Source organism: Dyadobacter sp. OTU695 (genome assembly GCF_038440355.1).
In the GTDB taxonomy this organism is placed as follows: Bacteria; Bacteroidota; Bacteroidia; order Cytophagales; family Spirosomataceae; genus Dyadobacter.
In genome coordinates, this window is record NZ_JASATN010000001.1 from 902,142 (window position 1) to 917,249 (window position 15,108).

The window sequence follows — 15,108 nt, forward strand, 5'->3', positions numbered from 1 at the left end:
GAATTGATATTTGTCAATCTAATTTCTTGCCTTACATCATTCGACACCTTCTGTGCCCATTGTAGGTTTGTCTTATGAAAACACGATCACTAAACCATAACAGTGCAGAAGATCTCAAGGAGATTTTTTGGCATTTTCCCGCAGTCAATAATCCGGAATCGACAATCGGACCGTTTAATCCCTCCGCTTCACCATCTGATGGATTTGCTTACCGGGTATTTTTTGCAGCCGTACTAATTGGCCTTTTTGTCAATATAGGTTACGGATCTGCCCAGGACCCGGTTTTACCGCCAACAAATCTTGGATTGGCCAATATTTATGACGGCTTTGCCGGAAAACCCGACTGGGTTTATCAGGGCTATGTACAGGCATTTGACACAAAACATTTTGCAGACGGTTCAGCCAACAGGGCTCCATCTACATTAAAGATCAATTCTGTAGTCTCTCTCAACCAGTTGATCTATCTCACACCTGTAAAAATAGTGGGCGGTAACCTGGGGTTCACCGTAATTGTTCCTGTCGTGCAGATCAACGCATCTAATCTGAATGGTCCCGCGCCAACTGTCAATCCGGGATTCCTTGGAGATATTGTACAGGGGACAGCAGTTCAATGGTCGGATAAAAAATTATTTGGAAAAGCCTTTTTCCACCGTATTGAGATTGATTTGACGCTTCCAACCGGGTCATATGATAGCAGATATAAGATAAATGCATCTTCACATCGTTACGCCTTCGGTGCTTATCATGCTTTTACGATTTTCCTAAACAAAGAGATCAGCCTGAGCGCAAGAAACCAGTTTAATTACAATGCTCATATGATCGGCCAGCAGGCCAAGGCAGGCGCATATTATAACGGCAACTATTCGATTGATTACTCTTTATTTAAAAGCTTTAAAATTGAAGCGGCTGCGTATTTTCTAGATCAGCTAAATCAGAACAGTTATGCCGGGAACCATTATTATTACGCGGACCAATTTGATATCGCAAGCACTAAGGAACGCGTTCTGGGCGTTGGGCCCGGCCTGGCTATTTTGCACCGAACGGTGTATTGGTTGAAGCTAAAATATTTTTTGAAACTGGTGCCAGAAACCGCTTTGAGGGAAACAGGGCAACACTGCGTATTGCAATCCCACTATCGAAATAATAATTCCCTTTCACCTAAAATAAAGCCTCCTGTGATGGAGGCTTTTGCCATAGTGAATTTTTTAAGTCTAATGATTAAAAAACTTATTTCAATCCGACTTTAAATGAGAAGATTTAATCATCGGCAGATACTGGAAGGGTTAACCCCGAAATGCTTTTTGAACACAAAAGAAAAATGGGACAGGTCTTCAAACCCTACTTCTGTGTATACATCGGTGGTTTTAAAGTTCTCTTCTTTCAGCAGATAATAAGCTTCATCTAATCTTTTCTGTTGCAGCCATTTTGCAGGTGGCATCGAAAACTCCTCTAAAAAATCGCGTTTGAAGGTCGATATACTTCTGCCGGTAAGATAAGCAAACCGTGCCAGGCTTAAATTAAAGCGAAAATTCCGCTCCATGAAAGCCTTAAGGTTGATCTTGCCGGGAGTTTGAAAATTGAAAAGTATATTTTTCAATTCTGGCTGCACTTTGAGGAGAACGATCAAAGCTTCCTTCAATTTTATTTTTATCAACTCGCTGTTTCCGTAGCCGAAGTATGGAAGTGATTGCTGCAGTGAATCTACAAAATTCTGAAGAAGCGGATGTTTTTGGAGTTGGAACGAGGGCGGAACATAAGATGTCGCTTCTGCGATCAGATGGTGCTCATCGGCGAACTCCCGTAACGTTTCTTCATCAAACTGCAGGGAAAGCGAGCTGAAGGGCTCACTTTCACCAGGTTGCTTAACAAATTTGGCTAACCTGTTACGAACATTGAAGCGAAAGTCCCCTGGCTGAAAGGTCACTTTCTCTCGTCCATCCTGAACAGTCAGGCTTCCGGTGATCTGATAAGCAAAAGCATGCCGGTTAACTATATCCTCTCCGGTCATTGATTTCTTGTAGTAACAGGAAATCAGTATCTGAGGCTGTTCATGAGCAGATATCATAGTGACAAATTTCGCAAATCAATCGATAAAAGCCTATAATAACAGGTACTCATACTATCTTAAATTTAACAAGACTTTCCGCCGTCTCCAAAATCGTGGCTTCTTTGGAACGCGGAGTCCAGCTCAGAACAGATTTCGCCTTTGCATTTGACAATGTTTTTACCACACCCAACTGCGGGACAATAGGTTTCAATTCCGGCTTGAACCATGCGCTTACTTTTACCAGCCAGTTCGGTAAAACTTTGGATGGTACTTTGTCAATAGGTAAATTCCTGTCGGCTTTTAATAGTTTGGCAATTCCGGGAAATGACATAAATCCATCTGATGTTGCCAGAAATCGCTGGCCGCTAGTCGCAGGATTTTTCATTGCTTTGATGTGGATATCGGCTACGTCACGGACATCCACAATGCCGAACGATAGTTGTGGTGTCCCTGGCATCTTTCCTGAAAGCAACTGTACGATCATGCCGATAGAGCTGCTAAAAGTTTTGCCCAAAACAGGTCCAAATATTCCTACCGGGTTAATAACGGCCAATTCCATAGAACCTGCATTTTTTTCCATAAAATCCCAGGCAGCGCGTTCTGCGATCGTCTTGGATTTGATATAGGCTGGCAATTTTACATTAGGGTCGGTCCAGTCGGCCTCTGTAAAGACATGGTTCTTAGGGTCAATTGTATAGCCAATTGCGGCAAATGATGAGGTTAATACCACCCGTTTGACCCTTGCGGCCTGTGCTGCGCGCAGAACCCTTAAAGCACCATCCCGTGCAGGTATGATGATCTCATTCTCGTCTTTAGGCTCTCCCGCCGGAAACGGGGAAGCCACGTGCAGAACGTAATCACATCCATCCACAGCCAGACCCCATCCTTCATCGCCGGTGAGGTCAGCTGCATAAAAAGTAAGATTTTGCATATTTTCAGCTTTGCCGGCCAACAGCGTTTCCTTTAATGCTTCTACTTTATCTAATGACCGGATTGTAGTTCTGACCGTATACCCTTCTTTGAGTAACTGTATAATGCAGTAACTGCCTACGAAGCCGGATCCCCCTGTAACCAATACTGTTTCATTTTTTATTGTTTCCATTGCTTTTCTATTTATAAAGCAAATCTCCGCCTTATTCAGCTGTTTCATTTTGTTGTGGTGTCCATTTTTGTTTGTTGTGGCGTCCAGGTTACTATTAAGCAAAATCACTGGATCTTTAAATCGGTCCACATTTCAGGTTCTTACCCGGCGATACCTATTGACCTATATCAATGCTGCTTTTTATCATAGGTCAATGTTGGTCTGCGTGCATGTACCCAATTTTGAGTATTCAAAAACAAAAAAATGATAACATGGAAAAGATAATTTTCATCACAGGAACAAGTACAGGATTTGGTAAATTAACCACCATCACTTTGTCAAATGCGGGTTATACCGTCATTGCGGGCATGCGTGATATCGCCGGAAAAAATGCAGGAGCTGCACAGGATCTTTCAGCATTGCCCCACGTTGATGTTGTAGAAATTGATGTAACAAAGGATGAGTCGGTTAAAAAAGCCATCTCTGGCGTGCTCGCTAAATATGGTCGTATCGACGTATTGATCAACAACGCAGGAGTAACAGGGTTTGGCCTTTTGGAAGCTTACAGCATTGATCAGATCAAAGAAATGTTTGAGGTTAATTTTTATGGCGTGATCAGGACTTACCAAGAGGTGCTGCCCGCCATGCGCCAGGTTCGGAAAGGCCTGATCATCAACATCACTTCCGGCGCAAGCGGCCATACCCTGCCATTCATGGTGCCATATCTGGCCTCTAAATTCGGTGTTGAAACCATATCGGAAGGGTTACAGGATGAACTGGCAGAATATAATATAGAGAATGTGGCCATCCAGCCGGGTGTTTACCCTACTGAAATGACCAACGGATCAAAGGCCGGCGTGCATTCGGATAAGCCACAAATCACCGCTGCCTACGGTGAGGCGGCGATAGAGAAATTCAACGCTATCGGTACGGCGCTATTCGGAAAGATGGCACAGTACAATATGGACCCGCAAACTATTGCAGACGGTATCCTGAAACTGGTGAGCATGCAGGACGGGACCCGTCCCTTACGTTTCCCGCTGGACCCTATCGCAGAAGGGACTGACCAGGAATTCATCGACGCAAGGGCCGCTACTAAGGCCAAATGGCTGGCAAAGTACACTGCCTGATCAAACCCAGCGGTCCGGAGGCAATGCGCTCCAGGGCCGCTTATTTATCTTCTAAAAAATGATCATAATGAAAAAGCTCCTTTTTATAACCATGATACTAAATTCTTCAGCGGCTGTTTTATCAGCCCAAAATGTAGTCAGCAAGGCTGATTTTGCTCAGCCAGAATTAGTTAAACCTTTTGAAATAAAAGTTTCAAAGGCCCGCCTGGATTCCGTTATGGAGCGGGTTAAAAGCGCACGGATACCTAAACAAATGCCTGCGGCGGAAGATGCCGAATCCAACTGGGAAACCGGTATGGACATGAAATGGCTTGCCGGTCTCCAGGACTACTGGATCAAGAAGTATGACTGGCGCAAGCAGGAACAATTGCTGAACAGCTATCCGCTATACAAAGCGCGTGTTGAAGACATGGATATTCAGTTCTATTATATCAAAGGGGAAGGCAAGAATCCTTTGCCCTTGGTCATCACCCACGGCTGGCCGAGTTCCACCTTTGAATTTTTTGATGTCATCGGCCCGCTTACCCATCCGTCCAAATATGGCGGCAAGGCGGAAGATGCTTTTACACTGATTATCCCTGCATTGCCTGGCTTCGGATTTTCCTCAATGCCCAATAAACCGGTCAACGGTATTACGACCGCCCGTTTGTGGAATAAGCTGGTGACCGAGGTGATCGGCTATAAAAACTATTATGCCCAGGGCGGTGACTGGGGAGCAGGCGCTACCATTTTGTTAGGGTACAATTACCCGGAAAATGTAAAAGGGATTCATCTTAACTTCTTCCCCGGCGTTCCTGTTCCGGAAAAAGAACAAACAGCAGAGGAAAAAGCTTATTTCAAGGCAAGTGACGATTTCAGAACAGCCAGCATGGATTATTGGCGGATGCAAGCTCAAAAACCGATGATGCCGGCAGTAGCGCTTAACGATAGTCCGCTAGGAACAGCCGCATGGATCGCTGAAAAATTCTGGTCCTGGTCGGATAACAAAGGTGATCTGGATGCGGTGATATCAAAAGACCGCCTGTTAACTGATATCATGCTTTATATCATTAATGATAATGGCATCGACGGCAGTTTCTGGTACTACCGTGGAGCTATGACAGAAATGAAATCCTCCTGGCCGGGCTATGTCAAAGTTCCTACAATGATTTCTAAATATCCTTACGATTTCGCCTTTACACGGGCACCCTTGTCAGTAGCTAAACGTGGATATAATGTAGTCCGTTTTAAGGAAATACCAAAAGGTGGACATTTCGCAGCAATGGAACAACCGGAACTATATACTGATGACCTCAGAGATGCATTCAGGTCTTTTCGCGGGGACTGAAAGCGAAAAACAACTGGATGAGAACCTTAATAGATGAATTTCATGTCTGCAACTTCTGGTGAAAGGGGTAGACCGGTAACGTAAACGACATATCGTTGACGTAATCAGCAGTGCCGGTACTTCCCATGCGCTGCGCAAAAACAAAATTCCCGTTCGTATCCAGCTTCAAAAAGTACACGTCGCTGGAACCTTGGGCAGTCAAATTGAAGGTCCCCGCGCCAGGGTCCATATCTGTCGTTCCACCAAATACGCCCGACGCGTAAACATTTCCCGCTGGATCTACCTCTAAATACGTGGATCCACGAGTATTAATGATCGTACTGGTGATGATCGAGCGCGCCAACAAGAAATTGCCGAAAGGGTCCAGTTTGACAAAAAAGCCTGTCCCGGTTCCGGCTGGTCCACTCATATTGAACACGCCCGGTCCCGGATCAAAATCTATTGTCCCGTCAAACTTACCGCCAAGGTATATGTTGCCACTGGCGTCTTTTTTCACGCTTGAGAGATCATAAGAAGGATTGGCGGTCCCCAGAAAACCTTTGGCCATTCCAGGCCCAGATCCTGGCCGCTCGCCCTCAAACAAGCACATAGCAAGATCAGAAACGTAAACGACTGGAAGATTTTACGCCAGCAGGCAAGCCGGTTATTGGCATTATTCCACCTGACCCAGGGCGGCGAGTCTTCTTTAAAGGATTGTACTGGTTTTTGCATAACAGTGTATTTTTTGAATAAGAAATTGATGTTTGAGAACCTATTATCCAAGGTTTTATCATAGGCAGCAAAGGTTAATGAGGTGCAGATTTTGTTTAAAAATTGGGCATGGCAATAGCTTGCCTAAGAGATCAAATGACCTTAGGATAATGGATTTGATTTTATATTGCCTACTTAGAATCGGATGATGCTCAAAGCTATATGGCCCCCAAGCTCACGCCTGGACCTATTCGTCAGCCAGGTTTTCCGCGATACGAATTAATAACCTCGAAGGGAGTACCTGTACGACAGTTATCGTACAGGTATTTTGACAAGGACAAAGCTATTCAAAGTCAAACTTTCCGCCTGTAAACGGCGCGTCGATTCATCCTTACGTTATTGTAGAGTTTACTAGGAATCAATGCCGGAAAGCGGCCGGCAGCGCTCGGGTCGGAAAATAGGCGGACGGATTGATGGAATTCGGTGGGCTGGCGGATTTGGATCGATAAAGGTCCTACAAGGCTAGGCGTTCCCGTTTCCTGTATGTAATGTTAAGCAGAGATTGGTATAAACTACACAAATTGATCACTCATCTGGATAATTCAGAAGTTTCATTCTCTGAAAACTGCTGTATTTGAGATAGTTAGTGAACAAAAAATGATTGTTGATACCGCTGAATGAAGTGCTAAACCTGAGTCAACCAGTCGTCTACCTGTGGCAATTTCGCAGTTTAATCGCTAAACTCGCCCTAGGTAATTCCTGCACGGTCTGAACCTCATAATCGCTTCAATAGCCACTTTGGCCTTAAAGCTCGCACTGAATTTTCTGCGTTCCTTTTTCATAGTCAGCAAATCCCCAAAACTGTTGAAACAAGGCTGGACGCTTGAGGTCCTCCACCCAAGTGCTAAAAACCTCGAAGACTGCGCCTATACTATGCCCGCAAGGCCGTGTTAGCGGCGGTATATTATCATTGCAAGAAGTTCTGGTTTAAAGTGGCTGACCCACTATCTAAACTATTATGGTAGATTAACAGCGTAGTAACCAAAAGGCCACTTTTTATGTGGCCTTTTTTAGGGATCAAATCCAAAACTTGTGGAGCGGGTAAGATTTTTAGATCCGAATATTCAGTTTTCGATTACGCCGTTTTGGCCAGCAGTTTGATTTTCCCGCGCAACTGCTTCATATCCTTGCTGACCTTTGTATCCATAATTTTGGCATAAATCTGTGTTGTCCTGATGCTCTTATGGCCCAGGATTTTCGATACTGTTTCAATAGGTACACCGTTTTGTAAAGCGACAGTGGTCGCAAAAGTATGCCGGGCAATGTGGGGGGGCATCGGTTTGTCGATGCCACATAAGGTGGCAATCTCTTTGAGATATTCGTTCAGCTTTTGATTGCTGGGGACAGGAAGCAGTACACCTTTGCTGACACAGACCGGATGATTCGCATATTTTTCCATAATTTTCTTTGCTTGTGGTAGTAGCGGGATATTGGAAGTAGTCTCCGTTTTTGTGCGCTGGGTAAAAATCCAGGGCAGGCCATCTATGCCTGTATTGATCTGGGCCAAGGACAGTTTTTGTACATCTGAATAAGCCAATCCGGTAAAGCAGCAGAACAGAAAAGTATCTCTTACCTGATTTAGCCTGTCGGAGACAAACTCTTTCCGGGCTAGCGCTTCAATATCCGCTTCTGTAAGAACGGTGCGGTCTACATTTCTGTACCGGCCTTTATAGTTGGCAAAAGGGTCAGAGCTCATCCACCCGTTATTGATGCAGATGTTGATGATTTTTCGGAACATCTTCAAATGCTTTACAGCCGTATTGTTACCCATTTTGCGCACCCTGCGCAGATGGAATTCGTAATCGGCAACAAATGCGAAGTCTATTCGCCGGATGTCAAAATCGGTTGCATTAAACCTGGCCTTCAAAAACTCGAGGGTATGGATATGAACAACCTTGAAGCGTTTGTAGGTTCCTGGCGCATATTCGCTGCCAATCAACTCTTTCATGCGATGGTTGTGGTCGTTGATGATTCCCATTAACAAACGGGGTTTTTCCTCCCGCCCATGAAATTTGTTTTTGAGCGCCTCAGCCGTTATCACTTCGCCTGTTTTGATAAGCTGGCAATGCGCGCTCAATACCAAGGCTTGCAGATTATCCAGATAGATGTTCAATGTTTTGGCATCTTCTTTGGTACCATTCATCCTGCCAGCCGATGCGTTCCAGCGGGTGGGATCACACTGCCTGCCTGTGGCAGTCTCCGCTCTTTTACCATCGACAGTAATACGCATGTAAACAGGGACAGCACCATTCTTGTAGCCCTTTGGCTTCTTCAAATAGAAGAGCTAGCTGTAATTCGTTTTCATCTTTTTGACGCTTTAAAGGTTAAACAAAGTTAGCCTTGCAGGTCAGGCAGCACAAGATGTTTACTAGCTGAACATCTTGTGCAACAATGGGTTAGATGAAGGTCGGTGAGTAAGAAAGTAGCAGGGATTTACTCACCGAATTACTCACCACTTTTTTGGGAATAATTGCATATTTTGGTAAACCCACTGCAACAAAAAAGCCTGCAAATGATTTGATTTGCAGGCTTTTACCGTTTTTTGTGATTGAATCTTGTGATCCCGCTGGGAACAATTTAATTGTTGAAAACGCTTGTATATCAGTTATTTGTAATTCCCTTCAAAATAGGTAACCGATTTTTTTAGCTAGTATTGATACATTTTGACGCATCGATTTGTAGTTTCGAAGATACAAAAATTTAAGCATCTTCACCGGTTTTTGGTGGAAAGAAGCGATTATCCGTTATAGGGGGGCGCTTGCCCCATCAGTATAAATGCCAGATAGAATTCGATACAAGACAAAGATCATAGTCATCGGTGCTGGGCAGGCCGGCCTGTCCGCAGCTTATCATTTAAAGCGATTGGGTTTGGAGATCGGACCTGATTTCATAATACTCGACGCGGCTTCGGCAGCGGGTGGTGCGTGGCAATATCGTTGGCCGTCGCTAACGCTCAGTACTGTGAACAAGATCCATGATCTACCGGGAATGGCTTTCGAAGAGACGTTCGAAAAAGCCAGCGCGACCGTGCAAGCCAGCATTGCTGTGCCTCATTACTTTGACCTTTACGAGCAAAAATTTGGGATCCGGGTATTTCGCCCGGTGAAAGTAGAAAATGTGTACCTCCACAATGACAGGTTCTACATAGACTCGTCGAAAACACTGTTTTCGGCAATGGGGATCATTAACGCCACCGGTACATGGGAGAACCCTTACATTCCTGCCTATCCGGGCGCTGACCTGTTCATGGGTGAACAGCTGCATACAAAGGATTTTAAAACTGCCGACTATTTCAAGGGTAAGCGCGTTGTTGTGGTTGGAGGTGGTATATCTGCCATCCAATTACTCGACCAGATTTCAAAAGTGACCGCTACCATCTGGGTCACCCGCCGTTCGCCTGTTTTCAGAGAAGGCCCTTTTGACGATGTGGCCGGCCACAAAGCCGTGGCGATGGTGGACGAAAGGGTGAGAAACGGTCTGATACCTTCGTCAGTCGTTTCCGTTACCGGGCTGCCTCTTTCGCCGGAAGTCGTAGACATGAAACAGAGGGGCGTACTGAACCGCTTCCCAATGTTCAGCGAGATCACCAGCGAGGGCGTTAAATGGGAAGACGGCAGGGAGGAAAAGGCCGATGTCATTCTCTGGAACACCGGCTTCCGAGGGGCATTGGACCATTTGGAATCGGTTTTACCCAGGGAAGAAACCGGTGGCATTATCATGTCTGGCCGGTTGGCAACTATGGTAGCAAAAGAACCCCGCATCCATTTACCGGGGTACGGTCCGTCTGCATCCACTATTGGAGCCAATCGTGCCGGGTTGGTGGCGGCCCGGGAGTTAATGGCGACTTTGGGTTTGGCAGAATTGATATCTAACTAATTTATACAGGCTACTTATAGAAAGTACAGGGTGCGACCCGCTAAGCTGGCGACAACGAACAATAGATGGGGATATATTCAAGCTTAACCGACTTGCAATTGATCGATCTTTTAAAAAAAGACGATAGCAATGCCTTTTCTGAAATTTACAGTCGATATGCAGCTGTGTTGGTGGGTTTTGCAAGCTCCAAATTATTTGATTTGGAGGATAGCAGGGATATCATTCACGACATTTTCGTAAAGCTCTGGCAGGAAAGAATGGAATTGACAGTCGACCGCGATTTAAAAGCATACCTGTTTAAACTCACCCGCTATCGCATCGTTGATAAAATTCGGAAAAACATTACACGCGAGGAGTACGCAGCAATGGTAAACTCGCTGGCCGTCGATTATGGAATTACGATTGAGCAGGAAATAGCAGCAAAAGAAATTGCCCACATTATCGAAACATCGCTGAATAAGTTATCTCCGCGGGTGAAAGAAGTTTATTTGTTGAGCCGGGAAGAAAATTTAAGCATTACAGAAATTGCCCACAAATTGCAGATTTCCGAACAGACGGTGAAAAACCAGCTTTCTACTGCATTAAAACATCTACGAGCTTCATTAACAGGAGCATCTGCCGTCGCATTCATGGTCTGGCTTTCGTGAATCCGGCATCGCATGTTTCCGATTCAAACGGGCCTTACTAATCCTGGGAGATTGCCATTACTATGCTTGCCTAAAAAAAAACATTTTCCCAATAGTACTAAATGGCACTTCATACGGCTACTGTGAAATGGATAGCAAATGAGTCGTCAACAAATAGTCGCCTTACTGGATCGTTACTTAAAGGGCGAGACCACAAAGAAAGAAAACGAGCTGGTGGAACGCTGGCTGGAAGAGCACGGTAACCCCAATCAGGAATGGGATAGCCTTGATCAATCGGGTAAAGATCAGTGGCTTTCCAGCGTGTTCAGCGACATTACCAATACCATTCGCCAGCCGGAGGTTAAAGTTGTGCCGCTGCCGCAAAGAAAGCATTGGTGGTGGCAAAGCGTTGCAGCCGCCGCAGCGGTATTGCTGATCGCTTCTACTTTGTACCTGGAATGGCCGTTACTGCAAAGCCTCCTAAATCCTATACAGCTCACAGCACTCCAAGCCCCCGTTAACCAAAAAAAGGCAATCACGCTCGCTGACGGTAGCCGGGTATGGATCAATGCCGGGTCTGAGTTAAAGTATCCTGAAACATTCAACGGCCAGACAAGGGAAGTTTACCTCTCCGGGGAAGCGTATTTTGATATTCATCACGACACTGCCAAACCCTTTATTATTCATACCGGTAAACTGTTAACAAAGGTGTTGGGTACCGCTTTTAATATTAAGGAGGACAAAAGCAGACATACCATCCAGGTTACGGTCACCCGTGGTAAGGTGAGCGTCGCCAACGGTGGTGAATTATTGGGCGTACTTAATCCCAATCAGCAGATTAGTTTCAACACCTTGAAAGAGGAAGCTTTACAAGCAACTGTCAATGCCGCGCAAGTGATTGCCTGGCAGCAAAGTGACCTGCACTTTGAAGATGTGAGTTTTGGTGAGGCAATTGCGCAATTGCGACGACACTTCGATGTAAAGATCAGTTTCAGCAATGCAAAATTGAAGGACTGCCGTTTTACCGGCACTTCCATCCATGGTGAAGAATTGGAAAAAGTACTAAAAGTAATGTGCGCTTTTAACGACGCCACTTATCGGGTCGAGCCGGACGGCAGCATCGTCATAGACGGACCAGGCTGTAACAACTAAAAAACTTACATACCCGCGTCGGCGATGCGATAGAATCAAAACAGCCATCTATTTTTTTACCTAATGCGTATAAGCGTTATCGTTACCTTCATTGTATTAACCACCTTCCAGTGGCTATTTGTAAGCATCACCGTGGGCCAAAATATGCACTCGGCCATGGTTACCATCGGCTTGCAGGACGAAAGCCTCGCCAGTGGCCTCAAAAAAATCGAGCAACAAACCTCGCTTCGCTTTTATTACCGCAAAGCGGAAATAAAAACAGTTACCGGACTTACCGTGCCGGTGGCGACAAGAACGATAGAACAAACTTTGCAGGAGCTGTTGCAAGGCACTTTTCTTTCATTCCGGCAAATCGAAGGTAATATACTGATCGAACGCAAAATGGCGCAAACCGACTATGAGATCAAAGGCCGTGTCGTGGATATCCATCATCAATCCATAGCGTTTGCGAACGTAATGATAAAGCAACTTGCTACTAATCAATTGATCCAGGTTGCACAAACCGATACCGGGGGATATTTCAGGCTCACGGCAACAGTGCAGGGTGATTATTTGATCAGGATTTCGGAAGTCAGCAAAGCTAGTTTGTCACTTGCCCTTACATTAGGAGACATAAGGACAGTTCAATTACCGGATATTATACTCATCGAATCAGCTAGGCAACTTAAACAAATAACTATAACCAGTGCGCGTCCTGTTCTTGAACGAAAGGCTGATCGATGGATATTCAACCTGAATAACACCATCATGGCAAACGGTTCTTCCCTTTTTGAGGTTTTGCAGGTGGCGCCGTTTTTAAAAGTGTCCGACAATGGCGTTTCAATGGTGGGCAAGGGAGGAATGGGGGTTATGGTCAATGAGAAAATAATTTATTTAAGCGGAAATGATCTGATTAATTATCTGAAAACACTCAGATCTGAAAGTGTAGAAAAAATTGAGATCATCACCAATCCACCGGCAAAATATGAGGCCCAGGGAAATGCCGGCCTGATTAACATTGTTTTGAAGAAAAACGAATCTCTGGGCTGGCGCGGGTCAATAAGCTCCTCGTTGATGCAGCGAACATACAGCTCCTATAATAACAATCTGGCACTTTTCTACCGATCAGAAAGAGTTAGCAGTTCTTTTACATTTAACCAATCAAATTATCGCAGTATTATCAAGGAATCGAACGATATAGTCGAGCGACCAAACCCGATCCTTGGCCGCGGCCAGCGTGTAACGACTTCGCCAGGTGTACAAGCTGGTTTAAGTGTTGACTACAAACTGAATAATCATAATAATATCGGGCTTATTTACAATGTATCAGACAGCAAGTCGCTCACTGCATTAAATAATCAGAGCAGTTATCATACAGGCAATAATCTTGACTCGATTTTGAATACAACAGCCAGCATTTCAAGGCCATTATTCACACAGACCTTGAATACATACCACGATCTAAAGATTGACACGGCCGGAAGAAAACTAAGTAGTTCCATCAGTTATTTTACAAACAAGCCCAGAATACGGAATAATTTCGTTTCTGAATCTGAAAATACCTATGCGTCAGTTCGAAATAATAGCTTTTCAAAATACAGTATCTGGTCAGTTCAATCAGACCTGACATTGCCTTATAAATGGACAACAATAGAGACAGGCGTTAAATTTGCCAATTTTAATAACGGTGCTGACGTAGCATATTATAATTACTTCCGTGAGGAATTCTTGCTGGATAAGACGCGCAGTAATGAATTCAACTATACCGAAAACAACCTGGCCTCTTATGTCAGCATGGAGTCGGAACTGTCCAAAAAGTGGACTGCCAAAGCGGGATTGCGCTATGAGTATACGACCACGGATGGCTACTCACCGACTTTGCAACAGCGTAGTAAGCGTAGTTATGGCGCGTTGTTTCCCACAGCTTATCTCCTTTACAAAGCTTCCGGGAACGATGTTATTTCTTTGAATTATTCGAGAAGGATCAATCGCCCCGGTCTGAATTTCCTAAACCCTTTTGCATTCTATTCGAATATTTACAGCTATTCCGTAGGGAACCCACTTCTTCTTCCGTCATATAGTAACAATTTGGAAATCAGTTATCTATATAAAGGCATGTTTTCTTTTACCGCATTCACGCAGCATAGCAGTGATATATTTTCATCCATTACGACGGTTGATGGTCCGTCAGTAATTTCGCGGATAGAGAATTATTTATCTCAGGATAATCTGGGGGCGTATGTATCGTTTAACCGAGCCCTAGTTAAATGGTGGGACAATAGCACCGCCGCCTCTTTTTTCTTCACATCCTCAAAGTCTAAAATACGGGACGTTCCTACTCAAAATGGAACTGCGGCATCGTTTAGTATTAACAACAGTTTCAAGGCGACACCCAGGTGGAGTTTTTATCTCAATTATAGTCAGACTCTCCCTTCAACCGGCGGGAATATTTACACATACAGTCAACGTAATCTGACAACGGGAGCGAGATTGAAATTGCTTAATGATAATTTGATACTCAGCTCGTCAGTTTTTATAGGGTCTGTTAGTAAATATGATATATTCTTCAATGATTTTATCCAGAGCGTGAGAACGGACTATGATTATAAAACCTTCAACCTTGGCCTTACTTATTTGTTCGGAAGATCTAAGGTTTCAGCAAATAATAGGAACGTACTCTTTGATGAGAAAAGAAGAGCTCAGTAGAAGTTTGGAGTCACGATGTCGTTGAGTTAGTATCATAGGGAAATTGGATGCTTATAATCCGCCTTGATGGATATTGTATGTGGATCACAGTATTCCAGAATATCCCCTGGTTGACAATCCGGGGCATTGCAGAGCGCTTAGAGCGTTGAAAAGCGTACGACTTTGGCTTTTCCGGTTTTTAGAATGTTGCCTTCGCTTGGGTAGCGTCGAATGCACGGAAAAATGAAATGTAGAATCTGAGAGAGTCTTGTTGTAGGGACATCTTTGACTAGATAAGTTAATCCAACCAAACTGGTTTACGCAAGGCAGGTTACCGAAAAGGTTACTAGATGTTTAGACCTGAATTGAAGCGAATTGAGATGCTTATCTTTTAACAGCAAACAATAGCGACTTTTTTGAACGAAAAAAGCGCCCTTTGAGGCGCTCTTGGTTGT

General features: G+C 44.5%; 11 protein-coding genes. 7 read left to right on the forward strand and 4 right to left on the reverse strand.

The genetic code is table 11. The features are described 5' to 3' along the window. Positions 1 to 74: 74 nt before the first annotated feature. The gene (locus AAHB90_RS03840; RefSeq protein ID WP_342083583.1) at positions 75 to 1,247 is read left to right on the forward strand and encodes a SphA family protein; all 1,173 of its coding nucleotides are present in this window, start codon (positions 75 to 77) and stop codon (positions 1,245 to 1,247) included. A gap of 14 nt (positions 1,248 to 1,261) precedes the next feature. Here the strand turns inward: AAHB90_RS03840 and AAHB90_RS03845 are convergent, their stop codons facing one another. Together AAHB90_RS03845 and AAHB90_RS03850 are read right to left on the reverse strand one after the other, a co-directional pair. After that, entirely contained in the window at positions 1,262 to 2,008 is a 747-nt protein-coding gene (locus AAHB90_RS03845) for a helix-turn-helix domain-containing protein (RefSeq protein WP_342083584.1), read from the reverse strand. Positions 2,009 to 2,114: 106 nt separating this feature from the next. After that, positions 2,115 to 3,197, reverse strand: a complete 1,083-nt coding sequence (locus tag AAHB90_RS03850) for an SDR family oxidoreductase (protein ID WP_342083585.1) — start codon at positions 3,195 to 3,197, stop codon at positions 2,115 to 2,117. A gap of 203 nt (positions 3,198 to 3,400) precedes the next feature. Between AAHB90_RS03850 and AAHB90_RS03855 the strand changes: the two genes are divergently transcribed. Next, positions 3,401 to 4,258 carry an SDR family oxidoreductase gene (locus AAHB90_RS03855; protein ID WP_342083586.1) on the forward strand — a complete coding sequence of 286 codons (858 nt, stop codon included), beginning with the start codon at positions 3,401 to 3,403 and terminating at the stop codon, positions 4,256 to 4,258. Between the two features lie 67 nt (positions 4,259 to 4,325). Beyond that, positions 4,326 to 5,585: an epoxide hydrolase family protein gene (locus AAHB90_RS03860; RefSeq protein WP_342083587.1), complete on the forward strand. Its 1,260-nt coding sequence runs from the start codon at positions 4,326 to 4,328 to the stop codon at positions 5,583 to 5,585. Positions 5,586 to 5,625: 40 nt separating this feature from the next. On the opposite strand, the gene AAHB90_RS03865 is transcribed toward AAHB90_RS03860, so the two are convergent. Together AAHB90_RS03865 and AAHB90_RS03870 are read right to left on the reverse strand one after the other, a co-directional pair. After that, a complete protein-coding gene (locus tag AAHB90_RS03865; RefSeq protein ID WP_342083588.1) occupies positions 5,626 to 6,081 on the reverse strand; it encodes a hypothetical protein in 456 nt (151 codons plus the stop codon). Positions 6,082 to 7,410: 1,329 nt separating this feature from the next. After that, a complete protein-coding gene (locus AAHB90_RS03870; RefSeq protein WP_342083589.1) occupies positions 7,411 to 8,610 on the reverse strand; it encodes a site-specific integrase in 1,200 nt (399 codons plus the stop codon). 500 nt (positions 8,611 to 9,110) lie between these two features. Here AAHB90_RS03870 and AAHB90_RS03875 point away from each other — a divergent pair, with 500 nt between their 5' ends. The 4 genes from AAHB90_RS03875 (at position 9,111) to AAHB90_RS03890 (ending at position 14,674) form a co-directional block, all read left to right on the forward strand. After that, positions 9,111 to 10,211 (forward strand): NAD(P)-binding domain-containing protein, encoded by a 1,101-nt coding sequence (locus tag AAHB90_RS03875; protein ID WP_342083590.1) that lies wholly within the window; start codon positions 9,111 to 9,113, stop codon positions 10,209 to 10,211. Positions 10,212 to 10,309: 98 nt separating this feature from the next. Further along, positions 10,310 to 10,858, forward strand: coding sequence for an RNA polymerase sigma factor (locus tag AAHB90_RS03880; RefSeq protein WP_342083591.1), 549 nt, complete (start codon positions 10,310 to 10,312; stop codon positions 10,856 to 10,858). A gap of 138 nt (positions 10,859 to 10,996) precedes the next feature. Further along, positions 10,997 to 11,989, forward strand: coding sequence for a FecR family protein (locus AAHB90_RS03885; RefSeq protein ID WP_342083592.1), 993 nt, complete (start codon positions 10,997 to 10,999; stop codon positions 11,987 to 11,989). A gap of 63 nt (positions 11,990 to 12,052) precedes the next feature. Next, positions 12,053 to 14,674, forward strand: coding sequence for an outer membrane beta-barrel family protein (locus AAHB90_RS03890; protein ID WP_342083593.1), 2,622 nt, complete (start codon positions 12,053 to 12,055; stop codon positions 14,672 to 14,674). Positions 14,675 to 15,108 lie beyond the last annotated feature (434 nt).